The sequence below is a fragment of the Vibrio atypicus genome, assembly GCF_009811315.1.
GTDB classification, from domain to species: Bacteria; Pseudomonadota; Gammaproteobacteria; order Enterobacterales; family Vibrionaceae; genus Vibrio; species Vibrio atypicus.
Genome location: NZ_BLID01000002.1, coordinates 453,313 through 478,234 on the forward strand (window position 1 = coordinate 453,313; position 24,922 = coordinate 478,234).

At 43.6% G+C, this 24,922-nt stretch carries 21 protein-coding genes; 10 read left to right on the forward strand and 11 right to left on the reverse strand.

Going from position 1 to position 24,922, the window contains the following annotated elements; translation table 11 throughout:
* Positions 1–94: 94 nt before the first annotated feature.
* The gene (gene trxB, locus GVO60_RS06590; RefSeq protein WP_159652099.1) at positions 95–1,057 is read right to left on the reverse strand and encodes a thioredoxin-disulfide reductase; all 963 of its coding nucleotides are present in this window, start codon (positions 1,055–1,057) and stop codon (positions 95–97) included.
* A gap of 390 nt (positions 1,058–1,447) precedes the next feature.
* On the opposite strand from trxB, the gene GVO60_RS06595 reads away from it, so the two are divergent.
* Both GVO60_RS06595 and GVO60_RS06600 read left to right on the forward strand, forming a co-directional pair.
* Positions 1,448–2,107 carry a 2OG-Fe dioxygenase family protein gene (locus GVO60_RS06595; RefSeq protein WP_174855875.1) on the forward strand — a complete coding sequence of 220 codons (660 nt, stop codon included), beginning with the start codon at positions 1,448–1,450 and terminating at the stop codon, positions 2,105–2,107.
* Entirely contained in the window at positions 2,091–3,326 is a 1,236-nt protein-coding gene (locus tag GVO60_RS06600) for a cysteine desulfurase-like protein (protein WP_159652103.1), read from the forward strand. The genes GVO60_RS06595 and GVO60_RS06600 overlap by 17 nt, the downstream gene beginning before the upstream one ends.
* A 48-nt stretch (positions 3,327–3,374) precedes the next feature.
* Here GVO60_RS06600 and GVO60_RS06605 read toward each other — a convergent pair whose 3' ends face one another.
* Positions 3,375–4,199 carry a DUF2797 domain-containing protein gene (locus tag GVO60_RS06605; RefSeq protein ID WP_159652105.1) on the reverse strand — a complete coding sequence of 275 codons (825 nt, stop codon included), beginning with the start codon at positions 4,197–4,199 and terminating at the stop codon, positions 3,375–3,377.
* 281 nt (positions 4,200–4,480) lie between these two features.
* On the opposite strand from GVO60_RS06605, the gene GVO60_RS06610 reads away from it, so the two are divergent.
* Entirely contained in the window at positions 4,481–5,797 is a 1,317-nt protein-coding gene (locus GVO60_RS06610) for a GGDEF domain-containing protein (RefSeq protein WP_225874902.1), read from the forward strand.
* On the opposite strand, the gene GVO60_RS06615 is transcribed toward GVO60_RS06610, so the two are convergent.
* From GVO60_RS06615 to GVO60_RS06625, 3 genes are read right to left on the reverse strand one after another with little or no spacing between them, the layout of a single operon-like run.
* Positions 5,784–6,587: a SanA/YdcF family protein gene (locus GVO60_RS06615; RefSeq protein WP_159652107.1), complete on the reverse strand. Its 804-nt coding sequence runs from the start codon at positions 6,585–6,587 to the stop codon at positions 5,784–5,786. The two genes, GVO60_RS06610 and GVO60_RS06615, sit on opposite strands and share 14 nt — an antisense overlap.
* The gene (locus GVO60_RS06620; RefSeq protein WP_159652109.1) at positions 6,560–6,883 is read right to left on the reverse strand and encodes a DUF3392 domain-containing protein; all 324 of its coding nucleotides are present in this window, start codon (positions 6,881–6,883) and stop codon (positions 6,560–6,562) included. The genes GVO60_RS06615 and GVO60_RS06620 overlap by 28 nt, the downstream gene beginning before the upstream one ends.
* A 45-nt stretch (positions 6,884–6,928) precedes the next feature.
* Positions 6,929–8,617 (reverse strand): NAD-dependent malic enzyme, encoded by a 1,689-nt coding sequence (locus tag GVO60_RS06625; RefSeq protein WP_159652111.1) that lies wholly within the window; start codon positions 8,615–8,617, stop codon positions 6,929–6,931.
* A 155-nt stretch (positions 8,618–8,772) separates the two neighbouring features.
* On the opposite strand from GVO60_RS06625, the gene GVO60_RS06630 reads away from it, so the two are divergent.
* The 3 genes from GVO60_RS06630 (at position 8,773) to GVO60_RS06640 (ending at position 12,499) form a co-directional block, all read left to right on the forward strand.
* Positions 8,773–11,118 (forward strand): DEAD/DEAH box helicase, encoded by a 2,346-nt coding sequence (locus GVO60_RS06630; protein WP_159652452.1) that lies wholly within the window; start codon positions 8,773–8,775, stop codon positions 11,116–11,118.
* A 205-nt stretch (positions 11,119–11,323) separates the two neighbouring features.
* A complete protein-coding gene (locus GVO60_RS06635) occupies positions 11,324–11,701 on the forward strand; it encodes a transporter (protein WP_159652454.1) in 378 nt (125 codons plus the stop codon).
* A gap of 162 nt (positions 11,702–11,863) precedes the next feature.
* A complete protein-coding gene (locus GVO60_RS06640) occupies positions 11,864–12,499 on the forward strand; it encodes an outer membrane beta-barrel protein (RefSeq protein ID WP_159652113.1) in 636 nt (211 codons plus the stop codon).
* Positions 12,500–12,559: 60 nt separating this feature from the next.
* Here GVO60_RS06640 and GVO60_RS06645 read toward each other — a convergent pair whose 3' ends face one another.
* Positions 12,560–13,750, reverse strand: coding sequence for an amino acid aminotransferase (locus tag GVO60_RS06645; protein WP_159652115.1), 1,191 nt, complete (start codon positions 13,748–13,750; stop codon positions 12,560–12,562).
* 339 nt (positions 13,751–14,089) lie between these two features.
* Here GVO60_RS06645 and GVO60_RS06650 point away from each other — a divergent pair, with 339 nt between their 5' ends.
* Positions 14,090–15,583: a vWA domain-containing protein gene (locus tag GVO60_RS06650; RefSeq protein ID WP_159652117.1), complete on the forward strand. Its 1,494-nt coding sequence runs from the start codon at positions 14,090–14,092 to the stop codon at positions 15,581–15,583.
* A gap of 43 nt (positions 15,584–15,626) precedes the next feature.
* On the opposite strand, the gene GVO60_RS06655 is transcribed toward GVO60_RS06650, so the two are convergent.
* On the reverse strand, positions 15,627–17,117 hold the full coding sequence (locus tag GVO60_RS06655) for an HD domain-containing phosphohydrolase (RefSeq protein WP_159652456.1): 1,491 nt from the start codon (positions 17,115–17,117) through the stop codon (positions 15,627–15,629).
* A 220-nt stretch (positions 17,118–17,337) separates the two neighbouring features.
* Complete coding sequence (locus GVO60_RS06660; RefSeq protein ID WP_159652119.1) at positions 17,338–17,637, reverse strand: hypothetical protein; 300 nt, start codon at positions 17,635–17,637, stop codon at positions 17,338–17,340.
* A gap of 189 nt (positions 17,638–17,826) precedes the next feature.
* Here GVO60_RS06660 and GVO60_RS06665 point away from each other — a divergent pair, with 189 nt between their 5' ends.
* Both GVO60_RS06665 and GVO60_RS06670 read left to right on the forward strand, forming a co-directional pair.
* The gene (locus GVO60_RS06665) at positions 17,827–19,218 is read left to right on the forward strand and encodes an aminotransferase-like domain-containing protein (protein WP_159652121.1); all 1,392 of its coding nucleotides are present in this window, start codon (positions 17,827–17,829) and stop codon (positions 19,216–19,218) included.
* 96 nt (positions 19,219–19,314) lie between these two features.
* Positions 19,315–19,524, forward strand: a complete 210-nt coding sequence (locus GVO60_RS06670) for a hypothetical protein (protein ID WP_159652123.1) — start codon at positions 19,315–19,317, stop codon at positions 19,522–19,524.
* A gap of 60 nt (positions 19,525–19,584) precedes the next feature.
* Here the strand turns inward: GVO60_RS06670 and GVO60_RS06675 are convergent, their stop codons facing one another.
* The 3 genes from GVO60_RS06675 to GVO60_RS06685 form a co-directional block, all read right to left on the reverse strand.
* Complete coding sequence (locus GVO60_RS06675) at positions 19,585–19,821, reverse strand: hypothetical protein (RefSeq protein WP_159652125.1); 237 nt, start codon at positions 19,819–19,821, stop codon at positions 19,585–19,587.
* Positions 19,822–19,991: 170 nt separating this feature from the next.
* Positions 19,992–21,392, reverse strand: coding sequence for an asparagine--tRNA ligase (gene asnS, locus GVO60_RS06680; RefSeq protein WP_159652127.1), 1,401 nt, complete (start codon positions 21,390–21,392; stop codon positions 19,992–19,994).
* A 180-nt stretch (positions 21,393–21,572) separates the two neighbouring features.
* A complete protein-coding gene (locus tag GVO60_RS06685; protein WP_159652129.1) occupies positions 21,573–23,186 on the reverse strand; it encodes a methyl-accepting chemotaxis protein in 1,614 nt (537 codons plus the stop codon).
* Positions 23,187–23,759: 573 nt separating this feature from the next.
* Between GVO60_RS06685 and GVO60_RS06690 the strand changes: the two genes are divergently transcribed.
* Positions 23,760–24,914 carry an amino acid permease gene (locus GVO60_RS06690; RefSeq protein ID WP_159652131.1) on the forward strand — a complete coding sequence of 385 codons (1,155 nt, stop codon included), beginning with the start codon at positions 23,760–23,762 and terminating at the stop codon, positions 24,912–24,914.
* The last annotated feature ends 8 nt before the right edge of the window (positions 24,915–24,922 follow it).

Here is a 24,922-nt window from a genome sequence, read left to right on the forward strand (position 1 = left end):
AGCTGCGCATTATACAAAAGAAAGCCCCACGGGAATACCGCAGGGCTATAAGGATTTGAGCTAAAAATGAAAAATATTATTTTACTACTGTAAATTACTTCGCATCAGCAAGAGAATCTAAGAAACGCTCAGCATCTAGCGCTGCCATACAACCCGTTCCCGCTGACGTAATCGCCTGGCGGTAGTTATGATCCATTACATCGCCAGCAGCAAAAATACCAGGAATGCTGGTTTGAGTTGCGTTACCTTCTAGGCCCGATTGCACGATGATGTAACCATCTTTCATGTCCAATTGGCCTTCGAACATTGCAGTATTTGGTTGGTGGCCGATGGCAATAAAGGCACCCATTACATCGATTTGTTCTACCGCATCGGATTTGGTGTCTTTAACTCGAACGCCTGTTACGCCCATATCATCGCCTACAACTTCTTCAAGTGTACGGTCAGTGTGCAAAATGATGTTACCGTTTTCCACTTTGTCCATTAGGCGATTTACAAGAATCTTCTCTGCTCGGAAGCTATCGCGACGGTGAATTAGGTGCACTTCTGATGCGATGTTTGATAGGTAAAGAGCCTCTTCGACCGCTGTATTACCGCCGCCGACAACCGCAACTTTTTGGTTACGATAGAAGAAACCGTCACACGTTGCACATGCCGAAACGCCACGACCTTTGAATGCCTCTTCAGACTCAAGCCCCAAGTACTTTGCAGAGGCGCCCGTTGAGATGATAAGAGAATCACATGTGTATTCTGCGCTGTCACCTTTTAAGCGAAATGGGCGTTGGCTGAAATCGACCTCATTGATGTGATCGAACAAGATCTCTGTTTCGAAACGTTCAGCGTGCTCTTTCATGCGGTCCATCAAACCCGACCCAGTAAGACCTTCCGGATCACCTGGCCAGTTTTCAACTTCGGTTGTTGTGGTTAGCTGACCGCCTTGCTGCATGCCTGTTACAAGTACCGGATTCAAGTTTGCACGCGCTGCATAAACAGCTGCGGTATAACCTGCAGGACCAGAACCAAGAATAAGTAGCTTACTGTGTTTGACGTCGCTCATTTGTGCTCCATAGCGGTGGCGCTTATTAAAACTATCTCTCACGATTATATGGGGCTAATTGAGGCCGACACAAGAGGATGAACTGTAATAAATGGTTATAGTTTAGAACGCAAACGATGACGCTATCTGAGCAAGTCATTAAGGTTAACTCATTGAAGTGATTGATTTATAAGATAACGGCTAGTGAAGTAATCTGATTTTTCGAGGTGTGCGCTGTTAAAGTTGGCGTTAATCACTGTCTATTATTATAAACGAAGTGTTAAATGTTGTTTTATTGTTAATGTTAGATGTAATCACTAAAAAAAGTTGATCTAACAATACAAGTGCGCAAACAATAAATGTGAACAAGATGTTAACCATTTGACAATTATGTACCTCATTAAGGAGATGATGATGCTACATACTCGCGAAACAACGCTACAGCTAACGAAACTCAGTGATAATGCTATTGCTCAGTTAGCGCCTTCATTCACTAAATTACCTAACACTGAGCATGCGGACGGTCAATATCGCTTGCGCCGTTACTCGGTCGTTGCATTTGAGAACGGAAAAGTTATCGATCTTAATAAAAATGAATTTATGCAGACAGATGATATAAATCGTTTCCAAGGTAATGTCGTGCGTCAATTTGAACCGATTGAGACAAGTACGCTTGAAAGTGAAGGTATGCGCGAGATTTGTGAAGTGTTTGCTCAGTCAAATGGGCTAAATAACGGGCAAGAAATTGAAATTCATCAAATACGCATTTCGGCGATTTATGATGAAACTCAAGTCGCGCCAGAAGGTGTGCATCAAGATGGTTTCAAACATATCGCTCTGATCGGTATGGGGCGTCACAATATTGAAGGTGGCGATATCATGCTTTACAACAGCTTCAATGAAGCGCCGTTTTTCCGTAAGACTTTACAAAGTGGTGAAGTGGCGATGCTAGCTGACAATAAGCTTTGGCATAACGCAACTCCTATTCGTTCTGTGATTGATGGCCAGGCTGGTCACATGGATGTGTTTGTATTAACGGCAAAGGAAGCGGTGAATGAACTTCACTCCTAATTTAGTGCGATCGCAGTTCACTGCGCTCCAGCAGACTCATAACGATCTACCCGTGACTTTCCTTGATGGTCCTGGTGGTTCCCAAGTTCCTCAGTCTGTATTAGAAGCGATGAACGCCTACCTTGGATTTTATAATTCGAATCTAGGTGGTCATTATTTCTCGAGTCAAAAAACAACAGGGCTTATGAAACAGGCTCGTGAGCACGCTGCGGCGTTGGTTAATGCTGAGTCGAGCGATAACATTGTGTTCGGTGCCAATATGACATCGCTGACTTTTCAGCTTAGCCGATCAATTAGTCGTGGTTGGCAGCAAGGTGACGAAGTTATAGTGACCTCACTCGACCATTACTCTAATGTTTCTAGCTGGCAGCAAGCAGCAGAAGACAAAGGGGCGCTTGTTCATCAGGCTCGTATAAATGAACGGGACTGCACCTTAGATGTTGAGCATCTTTTGTCACTTATCAACCCAAACACCAAGTTAGTCGCCTTAACCTATGCATCAAATACAACCGGTTCCATTGTGAATGTAAAACGAGTGGTTGATGCTGCGCACGCCGTAGGAGCAATGGTATATGTGGATGCGGTTCACTACGCGCCTCACCATTTAGTTGACGTGCAGGGGTTAGGGTGTGATTTCCTTGCTTGTTCGGCATACAAGTTTTTTGGGCCTCATGTCGGTATAGCGTATATTGCGCCGAAATGGTTGCATACCCTTCAACCTTACAAGGTCGAGCCAGCAACGAATGAAGGACCAGGGCGATTTGAAACAGGCACTCAGAGTTTTGAAGGATTAGCGGGCGTGATTGCTGCGGTAAAATATCTTGCGCAGTGGGGGAGAGACCAAGATTCTCTGCGTCAGAAATTGGTTGAGTCATACAAGCAGTTTAATCAACATGAAAGTGCGATTAGTGAAAGGTTCTTATCACGTTTGGCCGATTTAGAGGGCGTTGCTTTATGGGGAAGAACGGAAGCGGATAGTGAACTAAGAACCCCAACTTTCGCGTTGACTTTTGACAACCATACTCCAGAAGAGATCGCCAGAAAGCTGGGTGAGCGCAATATTTGTGTGTGGAATGGTCATTTTTATGCGTTGGGACTTGTTCGCCAGCTTGATATAGAGCAATCAGGTGGCGTCGTTAGAATTGGCTTCATGCACTACAATACGTTAGAAGAAGTTGACTTGTTGTTTGATGAATTAAAACGCATCATCAAGCCTTAATAGACTGCTTCGATGAAAGACCTCCTACTGAAAGGAGGTCTTTTTGCATTACGCGCTTACTTCCACTTCGTAAGAAGTAAATTTACGAATATTGATCACGCCTGTGTCAAAGATCATGTATTGCCCTTTGATACCCTGTAGAGTGCCTGTTACTTCAGGGTTTTTATCAAAGTTATGTGATGTGATTTTTACAGGGTGCTCCAACACTGGGTAGCTGATCGGTGTTATTTCATTGCTTAGGACTTCAATGGCATCGTCACCAAATTGTGCTTTGATTTGTGCAATTTTCTCTTCAACCAAAGGCAAAAGTTCTTCAAATCGTTTAGCGAGATCCATTGGTTCGCCGTCACCTTTAAGCAAAGTTCGCCAGTTTGTCTTATCGGCGATATGTTTAGCTAACTCAACTTCAATTAAGCCAGAAATGTAGCGCGTTTTGACTTTAAAGATTGGAAGTCCTTGCGTTGCACCTTGATCAATCCAACGAGTTGGGATCTGAGTGTGACGCGTGATGCCCACTTTTAAACTTGAGGTGTTAGATAGGTAGACAAAATGGTCCACCATACAGTTTTCTTCGCCCCATTGAGGTTCTCGGCATGTGCCTTGATCATAATGGCAAGTTTCTGGTTTCATAATACACATGTCGCAGCTAGCAAGTTTTTTCATACAAACGAAGCAGTGACCTTGTGAGTAACTCTTTTTAGTTTTCTTACCGCATGAGCTACAAAAAATATTCCCAGTGTGCGTAAGTGTGATCGATTGACCAATGAAAGGTTTTAAATCAACCAGTTCATCACCCACAGGAAGACGGTAATGGACATCTCCATCCAATGAAGCACGCATTTTGTTAAGCGTACCTTTCGCAATTAAAGACATGACAGTGCTCTTAGTTATAGTCGTAATTCCGTCGCTTTCTTGTTGAAGCAACTGTTCGGCGAGTATAGCAAAATCTTGATCCAATACTCTACGCCGTGTTTAGAGAAAAGCTGAGAGCAGTACGTTGAGTTACTACAGGGGTAATACTGTAACTTACAAGCTGTTTTTAGGATGCATATCAATTTTTTCATGAGTAATTGCTAATAAAAACGAGATAAAATGGAACCAAAGTATTAGAATCATCAAAATGTCGTTCTGTAACTCGTTTGGAAATTCTTGGTTTGAAAGTAATTCATAAAGTGATTTTTGTTTTAGTCTTAGTGACGATTTTGATTATGCAGCTTTATTGGATGCATGGTGGCAACCTTGTATACAAAATTTTGCCTAGTCAATTTCTTTACCAAGATACCAATGACCAAAGTCAGGGGGGAGCAACAACTTCAAATATTCAGTTTGATGGTGAAACTGCTATTGTTGAATGTACGCTAGATAAGTCTGAATCTTATGCGTGGCCATATTGCGGCGTTTCAATAAGGTTGACTGATGCCGTGTTTGAAGGTGTTAACCTGAGCGATTTTCATACCATTAGGCTTAATATTGATTTTGATTTTCTTGATGGAGAGCGAGACCCAAGATTACGCTTTTATCTTCGAAACTTTAATCCGGCCTATTCTAAGACTGAGAATGAATACACGCAAAAATACAGTGGCTTAGAATATACACCAGGTGTTGGTCATGGAACGATTGAGATTCCTATTGCCAACTTGCAAGTTATGACATGGTGGTTGGCGGACAACAAGATTCCCATTGAGCATTCTGCTCCTGAATTTACGAATATCACTATGGTGGAGCTAGCAACAGGCTCTAGTTCGAGCGTTGGCCAATACAAGATGACGATTCGAAATGTTGAGTTTGTAGGGCACTACATCTCCGCTGAGAAACTGATGCTAGGGTTACTGGTGTTCTGGGTTACGCTCGCTCTGACCTATAGCGTCATTGAGATCCGCCGCAGTCATCAGCTGATCCTCCACTCGCATTATCGTCAAGATCATCTACGAAAACTAAATCGCGAACTAAAAGAGCAGAACATACATTTTGCAGAGCTCGCTAATCGAGATGCTTTGACGGGAGCGATGAATCGCCATTCAATCCGTGATTGGTTAGATAATAACTATGGTCAAGACAATCCCAACGCAAAGTCTCTCTCGGTCCTCTATCTTGATATTGACCATTTTAAATCGATAAATGATTTATATGGGCATTCAATGGGCGACGATATTTTGCGTGAATTTACCATGGTGGTTCTTGGGTCTTTGAGTCCTAGTGAGCGACTTGTCCGCTGGGGAGGGGAAGAGTTCGTGGTGTTCTGCCCTGGCCGAAATCTAGAGGAAGCAATGGCATTAGCTGAGCATATTCGCCACAAGGTCGAAGCGCGTATTTGGGTTCATGGCGATCCACTGACAACCAGTATTGGCGTGGCTTCTTTGGGACACGAACGTACAAATGAAATGTTGGCTAGAGCCGATGAAGCGCTGTACGCGGCTAAGCGATTAGGCCGCAATCGCGCGGAAGTAAGCCGTTTACCTACTCAGGAATAGGGGCAATTGGAAGTGCGGGTTCTGCAGCTGATGCTTGAGGGCTATCGTCTGTCGCAATCTGCACTTCTGGAGCTACAGCCGGTAAAATAGGCTCTTTGGGGCCAAGAAATTTAGGCTTAGTGTCGGTGATATAAACATCTAACACTGCTTTGGCTCTAGCGAAAACCTCCCTGATTCTCACTTTAAGCCCAGAATGACGAGTAGGCCCAGGCACAGCAAAGCACTTAGCATTTATGTTGTGTGAGTTAGCAATAAACAGCGCTCGTTCACAATGAAACTTTTGAGAAATGATTAAAAAGTTATCGGTATCAAAGATCTCTTTCGCCCGAACAATCGAGTCTAAAGTTCGAAAGCCTGCGTAATCCAAAAAGATCTTTTCTTCGGGAATTTCAGCTCTGAGAAGATCTCTTTTCATCGTCCATGGTTCATTGTATGAGCGGTGTGCGTTATCGCCACTAAGCAAGAAATGATCAACCTTTCCTTCATTGTATAAGTCGATGGCCGCATCAATTCGGTGGGTGTAATACTCATTGAGAATCTTGCCAAGATATTTGCTCGTGCCAAGAACGACGGCTACATCGAATTTCTCGACCTCAATTCGTTCATTAAAGAGTTGGCTTTGTGCTTGATAAGAAACCCACCTGTCGATAGAAAACAGCAGTATCCCTGAGATGGAAAGTAGAACAAGCAGATACTTGAACCCCTTCAGCAATATTGCCAAATATTGTTGGGAGTCTGTTTTTCTATGGAAGAGTCGTCTCACTAAATTTGTCGGTTCCGCTGTGCCCATGTACCAATAACTATAAAACTGACAATGATGACAAAAACCATGATGCCAGCATCAAGATTGCCTAATGTCCGAGCTAGGTAAGGTGTTGCTTTTACGATGATTAAGCCGTAACCAAACGCGTTAATCAAGATGAAAACGATGGTTCTGAGGACAAAGTTATAGTTTCGGAGTTGGCGTCGAACCAAAGTGTTGATTTCTCCACCAGCCATCACCAAGAAGCAGGCAATGAGCGCGGTTGATATTTCACTGAGGTAGGGAAGCAGGTATTTTGCTGCCGGTGCGAGATAATTGAACATAAGCTTAAATAAAACAGCCCCTATGAAAAGGGGCTGAGAATAGATTTAGAATGCTGTGCGCTTGTAACGGCGATAAACCGGTTGCCAGAAGCTTGCTTCGATTGCTTCTTCTAACGCTTCGTCAGTGATTTCTAGCGCGACACCTTGCTCGATCGCTTTTTTGCCAACAGCGAAAGCAATCTTCTTCGATACTGAGTGAATAGCTTCTAGTGGTGGTAGAAGTGCACCTTGACCATTGATTGCGAGTGGAGAACATGTTGCCAGCGCGCGGCTTGACTCCATCAACATTTCATCAGTCACACGTTTTGCTTGAACTGCCAAAACGCCTAAACCAATACCAGGGAAAATGTAGCTGTTATTACACTGAGCGATTGGGTAGGTTTTACCATCATGAACGACAGGGTCAAATGGGCTACCTGTTGCCACTAGTGCTTCACCGTTTGTCCAACGAATAATATCGTTCGGTGTTGCTTCCACACGGCTTGTTGGGTTCGACAGAGGGAAGACAATCGGGCGAGCACAGTGTTTGTGCATCTCTTTGATGACATCTTCGCTGAATAAACCAGGCGCACCCGATACACCGACAAGAACGGTAGGTTTTGCATTGCGCATTACGTCAAGCAGTGAGTAACCGTTGCTCTCTGATTCCCAGTCAGCAGTGTCTTTGTGTTTCTGAACAAGACGTTGCTGGAAGTCCAATAGATTTGGCATGCCTTCTTGTAGTAGACCCCAGCGGTCAACCATGAAGACTTGCGAGCGAGCTTGCGCATCAGAAATACCTTCCGAAACCATTTGCGCAATGATCGCTTCAGCGATACCACAACCTGCAGAGCCTGCACCTAAGAAAGTGACGCGTTGCTCTGAAAGTTGGCTGCCTGCTGCTTTACATGCAGCAAGTAGAGAGCCAACCGTTACTGCAGCTGTACCTTGGATATCATCATTGAAACAACAAACACGATCTTTGTAGCGCTCAAGTAGAGGCATCGCGTTTTTCTGTGCGAAATCCTCAAACTGAATGAGAGCATCAGGCCAACGGCGTTGAACAGCTTGCATGAACTCTTCAACAAATGCGTCATACTCAGCGCCTGTAATGCGAGGGTGACGCCAACCCATGTACATTGGGTCCGCGAGACGTTGTGGGTTGTTGGTACCGACATCCAATACGATTGGCAGTGTGTAAGCTGGGCTGATACCACCACATGCGGTATACAGAGCAAGCTTACCGATAGGAATGCCCATACCACCGATACCTTGGTCACCAAGGCCTAAGATACGTTCACCATCTGTCACAACGATAACTTTTACGTTGTGGTTGGATGCATTGTTTAAAATGTCGTCAATACGGTCACGGTTTGCGTAAGAGACAAAAAGACCACGGCCACGACGGTAGATGTTCGAGAAGTTCTCACAAGCAGCGCCTACAGTAGGGGTGTAGATAATAGGCATCATGGCTGAAATGTGGTTTTGAACCAGTCGGTAGAAAAGGGTCTCGTTGGTATCTTGGATGTTGCGCAGGTAGATGTGCTTGTCCATATCGCTTTCGAAATTGCAATACTGTTGGTATGCACGCTCTACTTGCTCTTGAATGGTTTCGGTATTTTCCGGTAGTAAACCTTCAAGATTGAAAGACTTTCGCTCTTGCGCAGTAAAACCGCTGCCTTTGTTTAGTAACGGCGTACTAAGCAGTGCTGGGCCTGCGTAAGGGATATATAGAGGGCGTTTATCGTTATTCATCACTTGCCTATAGTAGGGTGTAGGGCCAATAGACCTTTGGAACTAGGAACCTGAAAATGATAGGGATTCGTTGTCGTGTTGTAAACTGATATTCCTGCAAACAAGGCAGGTTTCAAGATATACTTTCTTGCTTCATGGCTAACTATATACAAACGATGAACAACCTACCAATTAACTCCATTAAAACTTCATTTATCGACCAATTACAGCTCCATCATTTGGTGGTGGAAGCGGAAACTGGATCGGGAAAATCGACTTGCTTACCATTGTGGGCGGCGGAGTCAGGACGAGTGTTGGTAGTGGAACCTAGACGAATTGCGTGTACTTCTCTTGCTCAATATCTCGCTGAGCAAAAACAACAGCAAGTGGGTGAGTCGATCGGATATGCCATAAAGCTGGAGAATCGTTGTGATGAAAGTAGTGAGGTAGTTTTTGTGACGCCAGGTGTTGCTCTACGCTGGTACTCTGAAACACGGTTAAAAGATTTTAGTACCATCATCATTGACGAATTTCATGAACGCCGCTGGGATACGGATCTCTTAGTGGCGTTGCTCAAGCAAACTCAACAACATCGTTTAGTGATTACCTCAGCAACGATTGAAGGTGAAAAGTTGGCTAGGTATGCCGGAGCGCAGCGTTTATATGCCAGTGGGCGTACGTTTGATGTAGCAATAGCCCATCGAGCAAAAGATTCGCGTCAGTTGCCAGATAGTCGCTATCTAGAGCAGCGTATAAAAGCGGAAGTAGAAGCGCTATTGGATATGGAAGGCGATATCTTGGTGTTTCTTCCTGGTCGAAAAGAGATCAGTCAGTGTCAATCTGCGCTAGCTTCATTAGATGATGTGATCATCGCGCCTTTGCATGCTTCTGTGACTGACGAACAGCGCAACATTGCTCTTAATGTCCAAGCTCAGCAAAAAGTGGTTCTGGCGACCAATGTTGCAGAAACCTCACTCACGATTCCCAACATTGTTGCCGTGATTGATTCGGGCTTAGAACGCCGAACAGAGCAACGAAACGGTCGAACAACTTTAAGTTTAAAGCACATCTCGAAAGCGAGCGCGAAACAGCGAAGTGGTCGTGCAGGGCGCGTAATGGATGGCATTTGTATTCGGCTCTATGGCGAACATGCTGCCTTAGCGGAAGTTACGCCACCGGAACTGCATCGTGAATCCTTAACGGAAGCTATGTTAGCGTCGGCAAGTTGTGGCGTGGCTTTGACGAAACTTACTTTTCTTGAAGAGTTACCTGAAAAGTCGGTGCAACAAGCCCATGCTATCTTAAAAACGATGGATGCGATTGATGCTAATGGTTTAGCGACAGAGCATGGTCAACGAATTTATCCATTACCTATAGATGCGCTCTATGCTGATTTGGTGACACGCATGCCAACGAAAGCTCTCAAAGAAGCCATGGTTGATCTGACCGCTGTTATTGCGACTCCGGCGAATGTATATCGCTTGTCTTCGAATGAAGAGCAAATAGAGAAATTAGCGCAGGAAGAACCTTTGGGGTGTGATGGGCAGTTAGCAATTCAAGTGGTTCGTGGAGAAGTATTACCCGGCGTAACGATTGAACCCGATGTCTTAAAAGAAGCGCGCGGCTTGGCGATACAGATGAGAGAAGTCTTCGAGTTGCCGCAACTTAGCGTAGCGTCACGATATGAGCATCAAGCATTAGTAGAGGCAATTGCAAGTTTACATCCCGAGCTTCTTTTTGTTCGTCGTGAGAAACGCCAAGACGCTCTGGCGAATGGGAAGTTAGAAGTTGTTCTTGGGCGTAATTCGAGAATGAAAAATCACACGCAAGCGGCGTTAGTGTTGGATACACACAGTTTGCCGGGGCGAGGCGTTAAGCAAACACTAAACCTTGCAACTTTTACCATGCCAGCGGACTTAAAGTTGATTGAGAGGTTAGTGTTAGGTGAATGGCAACAAGGAGCAGTCGTTGAGAGCGATGGTCTGCCAATGCTACAGATGGAACTGTATTACGCAGGTCGACGAGTAGCGAGTCGATTGGAACCCGCGAGTGGTGAGTTTGCGGTTAAGCCTTTGCTAGAAGCAGTAAAGAGTGGCAACTATTTCCCTGGTTTTGCTAAAAAACGAAGCAATCAAATAGAACATTGGAAGCTCTATGTCGCTCTGGGTTTAGATGAGAATCAGAAACAGCCACAAGAGTTAAACTTTGACTCTTGGTTTAGCGAGCAACTAGAGATGTTGGAACTGACTGAACCCTCAGAGTTAGAGATGTTCTGTGAAGATGACTTTGCATTTGAAGGCATTCCATATTGGGAATACGACGACTTTAGCGAGACTTATCCATTTGAGTTAGCGTTAGGGGATCTGCAGCTCACGGTTGAGTACCAAGTTGCTAAGAAGCTTATTTACGTAGTTTATCGCGATGGTTTACGCAAAGGAGACCCAAAACGCTGGGAGCTACCTAAGTGGACGGGGTGGAGAATTCAATACAAGAAAGCGAGTCGTATTGTTGACGTAAGATAGGGATGAAATTATTTGGTGGCCAAAATATTAAGCAACCGAATTCGTATGTATTTTTATTGAACACATGTTGTTACAAGTCTGGTTTTTATATAGCTTTTTCAAACGGAGAGGGGGTATAAAAGACCATTGTCTTATATCCTATTGCTATATGAAGAGGTTTCGTGGATATTTAGAATACTGTGTTGCCGTTATTACGGGGGATGATATGGAGCATCAGGGCAAGACAAGTGTGGTGTTTGACTATACCTCTTTTCTCGGAGCATCTTGTTCTAAGAGATGGACTTTCTTAGAGGCGATGAGTACTTTCGCGCCGATTTTTAGCTTAGCGTGGAAGAATACGATTAAAGATACTGTATCAGTAGAAGACCGCTTGTGGGAGCAAGCTATGAAGTCATTGTCGGCGAGTCGAAGTGACGTTGTTAACATCGTGACGTTAGTTCAACTGGCAAAGAGCGAAGGCATAGAAGAAATCAAACTAGTGATGCCTTATGAACTCGATAATGAACAGTTAGAACGAGTGAGTCACCGCTCGCATGCGACGATTTCGCGATTGCAACAAGACGAATTTATGATAACTCTATAAGGCCTCAATCGAGGCCTTTTCTTTTTCTTCGCTCAACATCTAGTAACTAATTTTTTAATCTTTCCTTGTAACTCACATAAGTCCTTAAACTAACGCTATATTATAGGTGTTGCACGACATTTCATTTCTTATCGTGTTCAACTAAGGAAAGGTGAGGTGAGAATGGATTCAAGAAAGATTGGGCTGTTATCTCCGGTTTTGATCGCTTTGTCGTTTCCGGTGCTAGCGCAAAGTAATGCGCTTGATAAGGGCTTTAACTACAAACAAGTTTACGCAGATCTGAGTGCAGGCTCCCTTAATGAAAATATCGGCGTCAACAGTGATGTATCTGCATTTGGCGTGGGTGGTAATTATCAAATTCGTCGTAATTTATTTGCTAGCTTAGATTATGAAGCTCGGTTCATTCATCCTGAAGAGACAACGACAGAGATTTATACCTTGTTGCCAGGCGTGTTTTATCGTTTCAACGTCCATCAAGGCTTAGATTTTGTGACAGGTGCGAAAACAGGTCTCGTGTGGGCAAACCAAACGAATAACGAAACCGATAAAACCATAACTAAAGATAGTCGATTGATGTGGGGTGGATTGGTTGGGTTACGCTATCAGTTAACGTTCAATTGGCACTTAGAGGCGATGGCGGAATTCAGACGCAGTGATGTAATCGATGAAGAGGTCTATACCTTTAGAGGCGATTACTATATTACTCCGCGTATCACTTTTGGGGCTTTTTATAAGCACAGAGAAAAAGAGAGAAACACAGCCAATGAAGGTGGTGTCGGTATGAAGTTTTATTATTGATATTTTTATACAAAAAGAGCCAGCGCAATGCTGGCTCTTTTGATTTGTATAGTTTCGGTGCTATAGAACTGCTGCGATGCCTTTACACAGTGGCAGCATGTTTGATTTGGTCATGCCAGCAACGCTGATACGTCCAGAACCTACGATGTAGATAGCAAATTCATCTTTTAGGCGGTTTACTTGTTCTTTAGTTAGGCCAGAGAAAGAGAACATACCATTTTGACGTTCGATGAAGCTGAAGTCAGCATTCACGCCTTGCTCTTTTAGTGTCGTAACGAAAAGCTCACGCATGTCTTGAATGCGATCGCGCATCTCTTTTACTTCTTGTTCCCACTCTGCACGAAGCTCTGGGTTATTCAGAATGTGCGTTACAACAGCACTGCCGTGCGCTGGTGGATTTGAGTAGATAGAACGGATGATTGCTTTAACTTGTGAGAACGCTGTTGTAGCGACTTCTTCAGATTCAGCAACCAGTGTAAATGCACCAACACGCTCGTTGTAAAGGCCAAAGTTTTTAGAGAATGAGCTAGCAACAAGAATTTCTTTATTGTACTGAGCAAAGATACGCAGACCAGCTGCATCTTCTTCAACGCCTTTTGCGAAACCTTGATACGCAAAGTCGAATAGAGGAAGTAGTTTTTTCTCAGCAACCAACTTCGCTAGAACTTCCCATTCTTCCGCAGTAGGGTCAATACCCGTTGGGTTGTGACAGCAGCCGTGCAGGAGAACGATATCGCCTTCTGCTGCTTTTTCTAGGTCAGCAACCATAGCGGCAAAATCTTTTGCTTTGGTTTCAGCGTTGTAGTAGCTGTATTGAGCAGTTTCAATACCAGCCGCCGTAAATACGCCATTGTGGTTTGCCCAAGTTGGGTTACTGATCCAAATTTTAGCGCCGTTTAGCTGACGTTTAATGAACTCACCTGCAACACGAAGTGCACCTGTACCACCTGGCGCTTGTGCTGTTTTTGCTGATTTGTTCGCAACAATCGATGAATCTGCGCCAAATAGTAGTTTTTGCACAGCTAGACCGTACTCAGCAGTACCTTCAATAGTTAAGTAAGATTTGGTTTTTTCTGTCTCTATTAGAGCAGCTTCTGCTTTTTTAACAGTGGCAAGAACAGGTGTTTCACCTTGCTCGTTTTTGTAAATACCAACACCAAGGTTGATTTTTTCTGCACGAGCATCTTTTTTAAACTCTTCAGTAAGGCCGAGGATAGGATCTGCCGGTGCAGCTACTACTTTTTCAAACATTTTGATCATCCGTGTAAGTCGAAGTGGGTATAGGCTATTTATACCTTCCAACCTAACGAGGTACAACCGTTAATCTGAACAAAAGTAAACAAAATTTATATTTCGGCATCAAATATAGCGAAGGGACTATTTTACTGAGTTTTACTACCGCTAATACTTTAAGAGTCTGCGAATAATTTGCTAATTAATTGAGTAATTTGTAATCGCGCATAAATTATTTGAAAAACATGAAACAACACGGCTGTCTTAAAAGTGGTTCATCTTTGCCTAGGTATATGAACTTATTTTTATAAAATGTTGCTTGGTTATTAACTGTTGGCATACAAAAGGAGAAATAAGGTGCTTAGGAAAACAATAGTTATTTTATCATCAGCTTTGTTTATGACTGCGTGTGGTGGAGGCGGTAGTAGCGACGATAATCCAGTCAATGAAAATGCGGGGGCTCCGGAGCAGGTCTCTACTTATTCTGGCTCTTTGGTGATACCTGATGGGGTACAAGCGAGAAGTGCAAGAGCGTTAGCGCACGATACTTTCGTTTCTTACAGTGTTTCATGTCCGAATGTCCCTGATGGATATAAACCGATGGCTAAAGCGACCGTCGCAATGGAGGATGCCGATGGTAATCAATTGGGTGAGACGACAACCAGTGATGCTTGCGGTGTATTTACATTGCAGATATCTAAAGATGAGAACATTAGTGAAGACTCTGTGATTAGCGCTAATTTAGATGGTTTCAAAGAGCTCAAAGCTCACGCGCAAAACTTCAAACAAACGGGTGATAGTAAAGATACAGATGTAATTGCCTCTACCATTCCTACTACTGCAACCTATGTTATTAGCGCCATTCAAAAAGCCAGTGGTGACGAGCTAATGTTCTCAGTGACCGATACGGTAACTAACAATGCCGTTATACAGTTGACCAAATCAGCATTTACTGTCAGCGTAAATGATCAACCTTTGGCTATCTCTGCTTTGAATACTTCTGATCAACTTGGTGTTGCGAGTAGTAATGTGATTGCCTTGGATGCAAGTGGTTCGATGTATAGTAAGGTGTTGGATGAGAACAATGACTATGTGACTGATGCGGATGGTAATACGTACACCTTACACCGCTTAACAGCTCTAGCTGCTCATCAATTTGTCTCAGAAAAAAGTGCAGCTGATGAAGTTGGCGTAATGGCTTTTGATGGCAGGGTAGAGCTAATTGACAACACATTATTGGCCAATTATGCGTTGACGGATGTTAATGCGAATAGTGTAACGTTTGATTATTCCAATGAAAGTTTTGTCACTGAAAAAGAAAAACTGCATTTTGCTGTTGATTTCTATAACCCAGAATCACATATGTGGATTGGAAGTCAGGTTGATGCAAAACACGATGCTCGAACGGACATTGTTCACAAAACCAATGGATATTATCGCTGGGGTGGCGGCACTGAGCTTGAAGGGGCTATTGAAGATTCTCTAACCGCACTACAAAATCGCAATAATGCTATTAAACGTATATTTGTGATGACAGACGGAAATAGCTATTTCAGCGACCGAGATGGTTTGATTGACACTGCTGTCGCTAACTCTATTCCGGTACATGCTGTTGCGGTAGGTGCAAACGCCAATGAGACGGATCTTAAAGAAGTTGCTGATCAGACGGGCGGTACTTATTACAAAATTGTCGATGGGCAGAACTTAGTCGGAATTTATTCATCGTTACAGACCACCATTAAGTACGCGTATTTGGCCGAGCTTAGTACACCTCTTCAAACTGGCGATGTAGTAAAACTGAGCTTAGAAATTAATGGTGAAACGGTTGAACGTACTATTACCATTCAATAGTAACGAAAAAGCGCCCTTAGAGTAGGGCGCTTTCTTGTCAAAACTAAGACGCTTTGTTCATTTCCATTTCGTTCTCTGCTCTTTCCATATTTCGGTACTTATCCGCAATGGCAACGAACTGTTCTTCTATTGCAATAAAAGCATCGACGAGTTCAGGATCAAAGTGTTGTCCATTGCCTTCGAGGATAATGGATTTGGCTTTTTCGTGACTAAATGCCTTCTTGTAAACTCGCTCCGAGATTAAGGCGTCATATACATCGGCTATCGCCATTAGGCGTCCTGAAATCGGGATATCGGCACCTGAAAGTTGATTAGGATAGCCGGAGCCATCCCATTTCTCGTGGTGAGTCAACGATATCTCTTTAGCCAACTGAAGGAAACTGTTACTGCCTAGCTGCTTTTCTGCCATCGACAAAGCTTTCGCGCCAATTTCAGGGTGACCTTTCATCACTTCAAACTCTTCATCAGTTAATTTACCAGGCTTGAGCAGAATATTGTCAGGGATACCCACCTTGCCTACGTCATGTAGCGGAGCTGACTTATAAAGAAGCTCGATATAGGTAGGCGTAAGTAGTGCTTTATGATGTTCAAACTGACTCAAGTATTGAGCGAGTGCACGGATATATTCTTGCGTTCGCAAGATATGGGCACCTGTTTCATTGTCTCTTGACTCTGCGAGTGCCGAAAGACTGACAATAGCGACATCACGCGTGGTTTTCACTTCGTCTTGACTTGACTCTAAGCTGTCTAGCATTTGGTTGGTTAGAGAGGCCATCGAGCCAAGCTCATCGTGTTCGAATATTGGCAGCCGGGCTTGTGTATTGCCTTTTGTCACTTCTACTAAAGAGCATTCTTGAGAAAGTAAAATCTTATGCATCAATTTAGACCATAGAATCATGATGCTAATGGCATAACCACCTAAGACGATCGCAATAAAGATGAACTCTTTAATTACGCTAATTTTACCTGTGCCATCGAATACGCGCTCAGGGTTGTGCTCGAGCCAAAAAATGTCCTTTACAGCAATCATGGCAAGCATGGTTGTTAAGGTTGCAAGCAGTAGGCTGACCATAGTGATCATCTGTTTGACTAACGACTGGCGCTCGCCGCTCAGCTCAATGTCGTGTTGTTGCTCGTTTGAAAGTTGGTCAAATTGTTTGAGCTTTGCGGTCAGTTGTAAGATCAATCCCGTGAAAAAGCCGAATAGCGTCATCCCGAATAGCACTTTCAAATTACTATCTAGAGGAAAGTTGTACTGGAAATTGTAAAAAAGAGCGAGTGGTACACTAGCTAAGAAAAATAACGTGGCGTCAAGACGTGCTAATCGATTTTCTGCAACAAGAGAGTGACTATTGAGCAGGAAATGGCGGAAAACAAAAACGGCACTGTAGGTAACCGAAACATGAAAAAGTATCTCGCTTGCCGTCAGAGTTTCCAACATTGGGCAAACGCGTCCACCATAAGTGCCAAAAATGAGTGCAGCAACCGCATAGAGCTTAAAAGTGAGCGGAGCATTGTAGTTTGAATTAGCCATCATCTAGCCCTTACGTATTACGTTAATCCATTAACGTTAGAGTATCCATAAGATTTAATAATAAATGACCGGGAATAATATCGCTAAATTTCGCGATTGAATACATATTTGCAACATTATTATTAACTGGAATCTAGTTCTTACTGGTGAAAGGTGTCAGGCGAGGAAGGGTGTAGGTTTTAGTGATATACCTATGGTAGGTATATCACTTTGAATCGCTTTATTTTTTCAAGTTGATCTCTGATTCGCGAGCCTGTGTTTCAATATCAGGGTTCGCATTCAACTTGCTTTTTGCCCAATCATTCAGATGAGAGAGGATTGCTTTAACAGCGTGTTTCTCTGTCGGGGCTTCACCTTGTGGTAGCTCAAGATCTTGTTTCGGATGTGAGCCTGTTGCGTCTTCAGCAATGTGTAGCCAGTCAGGATGCCAGTAGTAAGGTTGACCTGATGGAGAGGTCCAGCTGTGAACGCCGTTACTTTCGCCTTTATATTCAATATGAGTTTCGTTGTATTTCGTCATTATAATTATCCAATTAGTAAGGTTATTCAGTTCACTAATGAGTGATAAATGTAACAAAGCATTAAATAATTATTGTGATACAGGTCTATTAATAGCATTCACTTTAGCTATTTTAGCTGCGTTTCGTGGGCAATCCCCGAATTTGGCACACGGTATGATATGTTTGCTTGGATCAATATCGAGGGAAGTATGAATCGCTATCAACAGTTGGCTGACGATATTAAACAGCAGATCATGAGTAACACATGGCGGGCAGGGGAAAAAATACCGTCGGTTAGGGTAACAAGCCGAAATTACTCTGTTAGCGCCGCTACCGTTTTACAGGCATATCAATTACTTGAGTCAGAAGGATGGCTGACTGCAAAGCCTCAGTCTGGCTATTTTGTCACCTCTGTAATTGAGACAAGAGTTAAGCTGCCAGCCCTGGAAATTCGCCCAGCTTACAATGATGAGTTGTACGAGTTTTTGCAAAGCAATACTGTTTCGCAAGTTTCGTTTGGCTCTCCTCTGCCAGATCCGCAGCTTTTTCCATTTGATTCACTCACCCGTCATCTTGCTAGCGCAGGACGCAAGATGTCATCTCAGAGCATCATTCAGGATCTTCCTCCAGGTAATAAAAGTTTACGCCGCCTTATTGCTCAACGTTATCTAAGTCAAGGGGTAGTCGTCTCTGCTGAGGATATAGTGATTACCTCTGGAGCCATGGAAGCGTTGAACCTGAGCGTACAGGTGACAACGCACGTCGGTGATCAAATCGTCATTGAAAGTCCGGCTTTTTATGGGGCAATACAAGCTGCGAAACGTCATCATTTGACGGTCAATGAGGTGCAGGTAGATCCTGTAAATGGAATTTGCTTACATGCATTAGAAGAGGCCTTCAAAGCAGGTGCCAAAGCGTGCTGGCTGATGCCTAACTTCCATAACCCTACAGGCGTAACCTTGAGTGATGAAGTGAAGCAGTCTGTTGTTAAATTGGCCAATCAATATCAGGTCATGATAGTGGAAGATGACGTTTATTCAGAACTCTATTTTGAAGGAGATAAACCAAAGCCGCTAAAGTATTGGGATAATGAAGATAGGGTATTGATGTGCGGGTCATTTTCTAAGTCACTATGCCCTGGCTATCGAATCGGTTGGGTTGTGAATCGAACATTTAATGAGAGATTGCAGAAGCAACAACTTATTTCAACGCTATCAGGCAGCTCTCCCATCCAGCAAGGCATCGCACATTATTTGCAGTTTGAAAGCTATGACAGTCATTTGAGAAAGCTGCGAAAGACTTTGAGTGAGCGCATGTATCAGTTGTCCCGCAAAGTAAGGCTAGCATTCCCCAAAGAGGCCAAAGTGTATACGCCAGGTGGTGGTTACTTTATATGGGTGGAATTACGGGAAACCTTCGATTCTTACCAAATGAGTCGACAGCTTTTTGAAGATGGTATTTCGATCGGTCATGGAAGTCTTTTTAGTACTCAACAACAATACCAACATTGCTTAAGGATTAATGCGTCTTGTCACCTTGAGCCTATGGTCGATAAAGCAGTTTCTCGTATCGGTGAGCTTATTCAGAAGAGCGAGGCTTAGAATAGAACTGTTCGGCTCTTTTTCGTCATAACTGTACTGCTTCATTATTGTAGTTTTGTGGTCCAATAATATCAGTAAGTTAAAGGGGAAGAGGGAATGGAAAAGCAGAGTTCAAAACATGAGTTTCGCCTAATTGGAATCGCAATCGTCTGTGCATTTTTACTGGTATTTGGTCATCTTATTTTGGCTAAGTCTTTTGCCGGGTTAGCATGGACAGAATACACCGCTGCTGCGATTCCTTTTGTGATGTTTGGTTTGTGCTGGGCAAGCATTCGATATGCTGCAAGTGCAGATGACAAGAGTTAATTAAGTAAGGCTTCTTAACAAGAAGCCTTACTTTTCTATAGCATTCATTAACTATAGCTATTATTGATGTTTGTCGTTGAGGTGATCGATGATGGCCTGTTTTGCATGTTCTTCGCTTGGGGTATCACCATCAGTTAATGTCAGCGGCTTTTTGCCGTGCATCCCAGTAATATCTTCCGCAATGTGTAGCCAATCAGGGTGCCAGTAGTAAGGCTGTTCTCCCTGAGGATGGTCCCAGCTATGAACACCTTCTTGTACGCCGTTGTAAGAAAGATCTTCGATTTTAAATAGTTTCATTGTCGTCTCTCTATTGTTGAAGATACTTTTACATTAGCTCTAATTTGGCATCATTTCTATTATCGATCTTGGTATGTAAGTGTTCAGTATTTTCTACTTTACAACTATTGGTTACAGGCATAAAAAAACCTCCGCATAACGGAGGTTTTTTGTTCTGGATCTTCTAGGGTTTAGAAGTTTGCAGAGCGTGGTGTACGTGGGAATGGAATCACGTCACGAACGTTACCCATACCTGTTACGTAAGAAACTAGACGCTCAAAACCTAGACCGAAACCAGCGTGTGGCACTGTGCCGTATTTACGTAGGTCGCGGTACCAGTTCATGTGCTCTGGGTCGATGCCTACTTCACGCATACGCTCATCTAGAATGTCTAGACGTTCTTCACGCTGAGAACCACCGATGATTTCACCGATGCCAGGTGCTAGTACGTCCATTGCCGCTACTGTCTTACCGTCATCGTTTGCACGCATGTAGAATGCTTTGATGTCTTTCGGGTAGTTCTTCACGATTACTGGCGCTTTAAAGTGCTCTTCAGCTAGGAAACGCTCGTGCTCAGAAGACATATCGATACCCCATTCAACTGGGAACTCGAACTCGCGACCAGAATCTAGAAGAATTTGGATTGCGTCAGTGTAGTCAACTTGGGCAAAGTCAGAAGATACAAATTGCTCTAGACGAGTAATTGCTTCTTTATCGATGCGTTGAGCGAAGAACTCAAGGTCATCACGACACTCTTCAAGCACTGCTTTGAAGACAAACTTAAGCATATCTTCAGATAGCTTAGCGATATCGTTTAGATCAGCAAACGCAACTTCAGGCTCAACCATCCAGAACTCAGCTAGGTGGCGGCTTGTGTTTGAGTTTTCAGCGCGGAAAGTCGGGCCAAATGTGTACACTTTGCTAAGAGCACATGCGTAAGCTTCTGCGTTTAGCTGACCAGATACAGTAAGGAAGGTTTCTTTACCGAAGAAGTCTTCGTTGTAATCCACATCGCCTTTGTCTGTGCGAGGTAGGTTTTCCATGTCTAGCGTTGAAACGCGGAACATTTCACCAGCACCTTCAGCATCAGAAGCCGTAATTAGTGGTGCAGATACCCAGAAGAAACCTTGCTCGTGGTAGAAACGGTGAATCGCTTGAGATAGACAGTTACGTACGCGTGCAACCGCACCGATCACGTTGGTACGTGGGCGTAGGTGTGCAACTTCACGTAAGTACTCGATAGAGTGACGAGTTTTCGCCATTGGGTACGTATCTGCATCTTCAACCCAGCCTACAACTTTAACGTCAGTTGCTGCTAGCTCGAAGTCTTGGCCTTTCGCAGGAGAGGCAACAATCTTACCTGTTACTTCGACAGAGCAGCCAGTGGTTAGCTTTAGAACTTCGTCTTCGTAATTATTAAGATTATTAGGGACCACGGCCTGAATCGGGTCGAAACAAGAGCCGTCGTAAATGGCAAGGAAAGAGATTCCAGCTTTGGAATCACGACGTGAACGGATCCAGCCACGAACAGTTACTTCACTGTCTACTGCTAGCTGACCTTTCAAAACGTCTGATACAGGCGCGTAAGTCATGTTTTCAATATTCTCCATTGAGGTAAAAATTCAACCCAACATCGCGTTATTATTGGATAAATAACGAACAAATATTGGGTTGGATAGAATTCTTAAGATTCAATGGAACATATTACCCGTCAAATATTATGCTTCAACCTTTATTCTCATTTAGTCGAACAAAAAAACGCCATATCTCGATTATTTCTTATCAGAAAGGTCAAATTGATTGAGCAGGGTTTCTAGATGCTCGGAGAGTTGCTCAAGATTCATACTAATATCACGTGTTCTAGATGCGGACTTAGTCGTGTCGTTAGCGTGCTGAGTAATCACCAAAACCTTATCTTGAACTTGCTCGCTGAGGCTAGCGGTATTGCTGGTTTGTTGTTGAATGCTGTTTGCATGATCAAGCGCTTGTTTCATCTCATTGACTACATCAGACATTGCTTGTGATAACGCTTCTATCTGACGTGAACGTTGATGGGCGGTATCACAAACACCATCCACCGACATGAGTGAAGCTTCACTACCTTTTTGAAACTGAGAAATGATCGATTCTATGCTGCTTGTCGCTTCTGAGGTGCGACTTGCAAGCTGACGAACTTCATCCGCAACAACGGCAAAACCGCGTCCTTGCTCACCTGCACGAGCGGCTTCAATCGCTGCATTGAGTGCAAGTAGGTTGGTTTGATCAGCCACGCCTTTTATAACTTCTAAGATCGAAGAGACTTCGCTCGTCTGTGCATTGAGTTCCACGATATTGCCTTTAACTGCTTCGATATCGGTGACTAAGTCTTTAATTTCACCACTTGCGCTGCGAGCTTGATGGGCGCTTTGTTCCGCTACTTCGGTTGTGTGTTTGATTAATGACGAAGCATCATTTGTGGATTGCTCGACTTGCACTTGCTGTGATTGCATTTGTTCGATGTTAGCTTGGACATCAGCGGTTTCATGTTGCTGGTTACTCGCCGCATCGTCAGTTACTTGAGCGACATGAGTAAGCTCTGTGGCACTACTAGCGACTTTGTGAGAGGTGGTCTGAACTTGTTCCAGGCTGCTGTTAACCGTATCCATAAAAGAGTTAATCGCACCTGATAACTGACCAATCTCGTCTTTCTGCGAGTGGCTTAGTCTTTGAGTGAGATCTTTCGTCTTACTCACACTTTGCATGAAGCCAGAAGTTTGTTGAATTGGACGTACGATGATTTTTCTAATCAGGGCGAGTGTGACGAGAAAGCCGACAAAACCGAACGCTGACATAATCGCTAAGGCGATAAGGGTTCGTTGGCTGATCATTTGATTCACGTGGGACAAATTGTATTCTAATCGGATGGCGCCAAGCACTTCTCCTTCCGGTGCCATATGACAAGCAACGCAGTTGGTGCCTCGGTAGTCTTCGCTCGACTTCATTGGTAAAGCAACGACGATGCCTTTACCCCAATCAGCAGAAATGGGCTCAATGACTAACTCACCAGATAGTGCGCGTTGATCGATCTCATCTTGTGGGGTTTGATTGGTTTGACCCGGGCCGTAGAGCTTACTTACCGCATTTGCTCGTAGAACGCGTACTTGCTCGATACCATCTTGAGCGAGCGCTTTTTGTCTCAAAGTTTCTTTTTGAGCCATCGTTCCCGTTAGCATCATCATATTAAGGCTGTCGAAGTAGTTGCTTGCCTTATCGTGAAGTTGCTCGCTGAGAACGGAGTTAATCAAATCTCGTTGCTGGAGGTATTGATATGTGGAAGAAGCAAGTAACACGATGCCAAATACGGTCACTAGCGTAATTAATAGCTTTGTTGTAATTGTTGAGCGCATTATTGGATAGTTTTTTTGATTATTGGAATAGACTTCAAAATGATGACTTGTCTAACCATTTTGGGGAATAGACAATATTTTATAATGTGACCACACCCTAAGTGAGGTTATTGTAAATGTGATGTGAAGTGGCTGTAATCAAAACTTTGGCGCAGCGTCTTTATTTTGGCATAAGACTTTGGTCGTAAAGGACGCTAAAAAATAACCGTTGCAATCGATGTTTCAATAGTTATGATGATTTGGTCTTTATTTTGAAGGCAACTAGCATAGGACTTGCTATTTCGTATTAAAGGAATGTCTAGCTGTATTGGACACCTCAATGATTTTCAAAATTACTACACCCATTCTTGAGCCCACTGAAGGGTCGCCACACCACGCAAACTCTAACTCAATTTCAATTGCTTCAATAAAAGCATTCTGCTTGTTCTCTTCTGCTTCGTCTTTTTCTTTCTTCGCTTATCTATCTCGCGGTTTCTTTTTTAAACCTCGCTATTCCTATTATTTTTGATTGTTAGCCTTAGCGCTAGGCACGCGCACATCTATTAAAAATTAATCAAAAAGAATACGGAAACTATGAATACAAAACTTCTAGGGAGCTCCCTAATTATTTCTGGCACAGCGCTAGGTGCTGGCATGCTCGCGATCCCAATGGTTCTTGCGCAATTTGGCCTATTGTTGGGCACATTACTGATGATCTTTATTTGCTTTGGGACAACCTATGCTGCGCTATTGTTGCTCGAAGCGACCGTAAAATCGGGTGGTGGGTTAGGTTTGAACTCCGTTGCTCGTAAAACTCTAGGTAAAGGGGGACAACTGCTGACGAACGCACTGTTGTACGCTTTGCTTATTTGCTTGTTAATGGCTTACATTTTGGGGGCGGCTGACTTAGTGACACAGTTGGTTGGTAGCCTAGGATTGCAGCTAACCAATACTCAAAGCCAAATCGCGTTTACATTGCTCTCGGGACTCGTTATTACAGGGGGCACAGGCATTATCGATAAGTTAAATCGAGGTCTGTTTTTTATTATGATCGCCAGCTTAACGGCCACGTTACTGTTTTTGCTGCCAGATTTTAGCTCAGAGAACATAAGCCGTATCATCAATGATGACTACATTGATTTGATAAAAACTAGCGCGGTACTGTTTACTAGCTTTGGTTTTATGGTGGTGATTCCATCACTAGTGACATACAACCATGAAGCAACGGATAAACAGCTTCGCAATATGGTCATTGTTGGTTCTCTGATCCCTTTAGCTTGCTATCTATGCTGGCTGTTCGCTGTGGTAGGGAATCTTAATCCAGCCCAGTTGGCGAACCTGAAAGGCGTCGGTGATCTGATCGCTGCATTTGAACATTCGTCTAGCTGGATAGGTACTTTGCTATCAGTGTTTACAGGGCTTGCTTTGTTAACATCCTTTTTTGGTGTGGCGATGTCTTTGTTTAATCAAAACCGAGATATGTTTGATCAGAATAAAGTGGTGACTTACGCAATTACATTTGTGTTGCCATTGGTGGGGTCATTGTTTGCTGCTGATAAGTTCCTTGCTGTACTTGGCTACGCGGGGATCATTCTGGTCTTTTTGGCTGTATTCATTCCGTTGGCAATGGTTTACAAATTGCGTTTAGCGAATACGGAGCAAGAACGTTACACTGCTGAGGGTGGGACACCCATGCTGATTTTCTCATTGGTTTTTGGTAGTTTTCTGCTTGCTTCACAAATGATTTAGTCCGTTCG

Coding starts and splice junctions, on each gene's coding strand:
- GVO60_RS06620 (WP_159652109.1), bottom strand. CDS start 6,883: ATGTTCAATTATCTCGCACCGGCAGCAAAATACCTGCTTCCCTACCTC.
- GVO60_RS06670 (WP_159652123.1), top strand. CDS start 19,315: ATGGAAAAGCAGAGTTCAAAACATGAGTTTCGCCTAATTGGAATCGCA.
- GVO60_RS06660 (WP_159652119.1), bottom strand. CDS start 17,637: ATGACGAAATACAACGAAACTCATATTGAATATAAAGGCGAAAGTAAC.
- GVO60_RS06605 (WP_159652105.1), bottom strand. CDS start 4,199: ATGTCTTTAATTGCGAAAGGTACGCTTAACAAAATGCGTGCTTCATTG.
- GVO60_RS06665 (WP_159652121.1), top strand. CDS start 17,827: ATGAATCGCTATCAACAGTTGGCTGACGATATTAAACAGCAGATCATG.
- GVO60_RS06600 (WP_159652103.1), top strand. CDS start 2,091: ATGAACTTCACTCCTAATTTAGTGCGATCGCAGTTCACTGCGCTCCAG.
- asnS (WP_159652127.1), bottom strand. CDS start 21,392: ATGACTTACGCGCCTGTATCAGACGTTTTGAAAGGTCAGCTAGCAGTA.
- GVO60_RS06655 (WP_159652456.1), bottom strand. CDS start 17,117: ATGGCTAATTCAAACTACAATGCTCCGCTCACTTTTAAGCTCTATGCG.
- GVO60_RS06635 (WP_159652454.1), top strand. CDS start 11,324: ATGGAGCATCAGGGCAAGACAAGTGTGGTGTTTGACTATACCTCTTTT.
- GVO60_RS06615 (WP_159652107.1), bottom strand. CDS start 6,587: ATGGGCACAGCGGAACCGACAAATTTAGTGAGACGACTCTTCCATAGA.
- GVO60_RS06595 (WP_174855875.1), top strand. CDS start 1,448: ATGATGCTACATACTCGCGAAACAACGCTACAGCTAACGAAACTCAGT.
- GVO60_RS06640 (WP_159652113.1), top strand. CDS start 11,864: ATGGATTCAAGAAAGATTGGGCTGTTATCTCCGGTTTTGATCGCTTTG.
- GVO60_RS06645 (WP_159652115.1), bottom strand. CDS start 13,750: ATGTTTGAAAAAGTAGTAGCTGCACCGGCAGATCCTATCCTCGGCCTT.
- trxB (WP_159652099.1), bottom strand. CDS start 1,057: ATGAGCGACGTCAAACACAGTAAGCTACTTATTCTTGGTTCTGGTCCT.
- GVO60_RS06625 (WP_159652111.1), bottom strand. CDS start 8,617: ATGAATAACGATAAACGCCCTCTATATATCCCTTACGCAGGCCCAGCA.
- GVO60_RS06690 (WP_159652131.1), top strand. CDS start 23,760: ATGAATACAAAACTTCTAGGGAGCTCCCTAATTATTTCTGGCACAGCG.
- GVO60_RS06685 (WP_159652129.1), bottom strand. CDS start 23,186: ATGCGCTCAACAATTACAACAAAGCTATTAATTACGCTAGTGACCGTA.
- GVO60_RS06675 (WP_159652125.1), bottom strand. CDS start 19,821: ATGAAACTATTTAAAATCGAAGATCTTTCTTACAACGGCGTACAAGAA.
- GVO60_RS06630 (WP_159652452.1), top strand. CDS start 8,773: ATGAACAACCTACCAATTAACTCCATTAAAACTTCATTTATCGACCAA.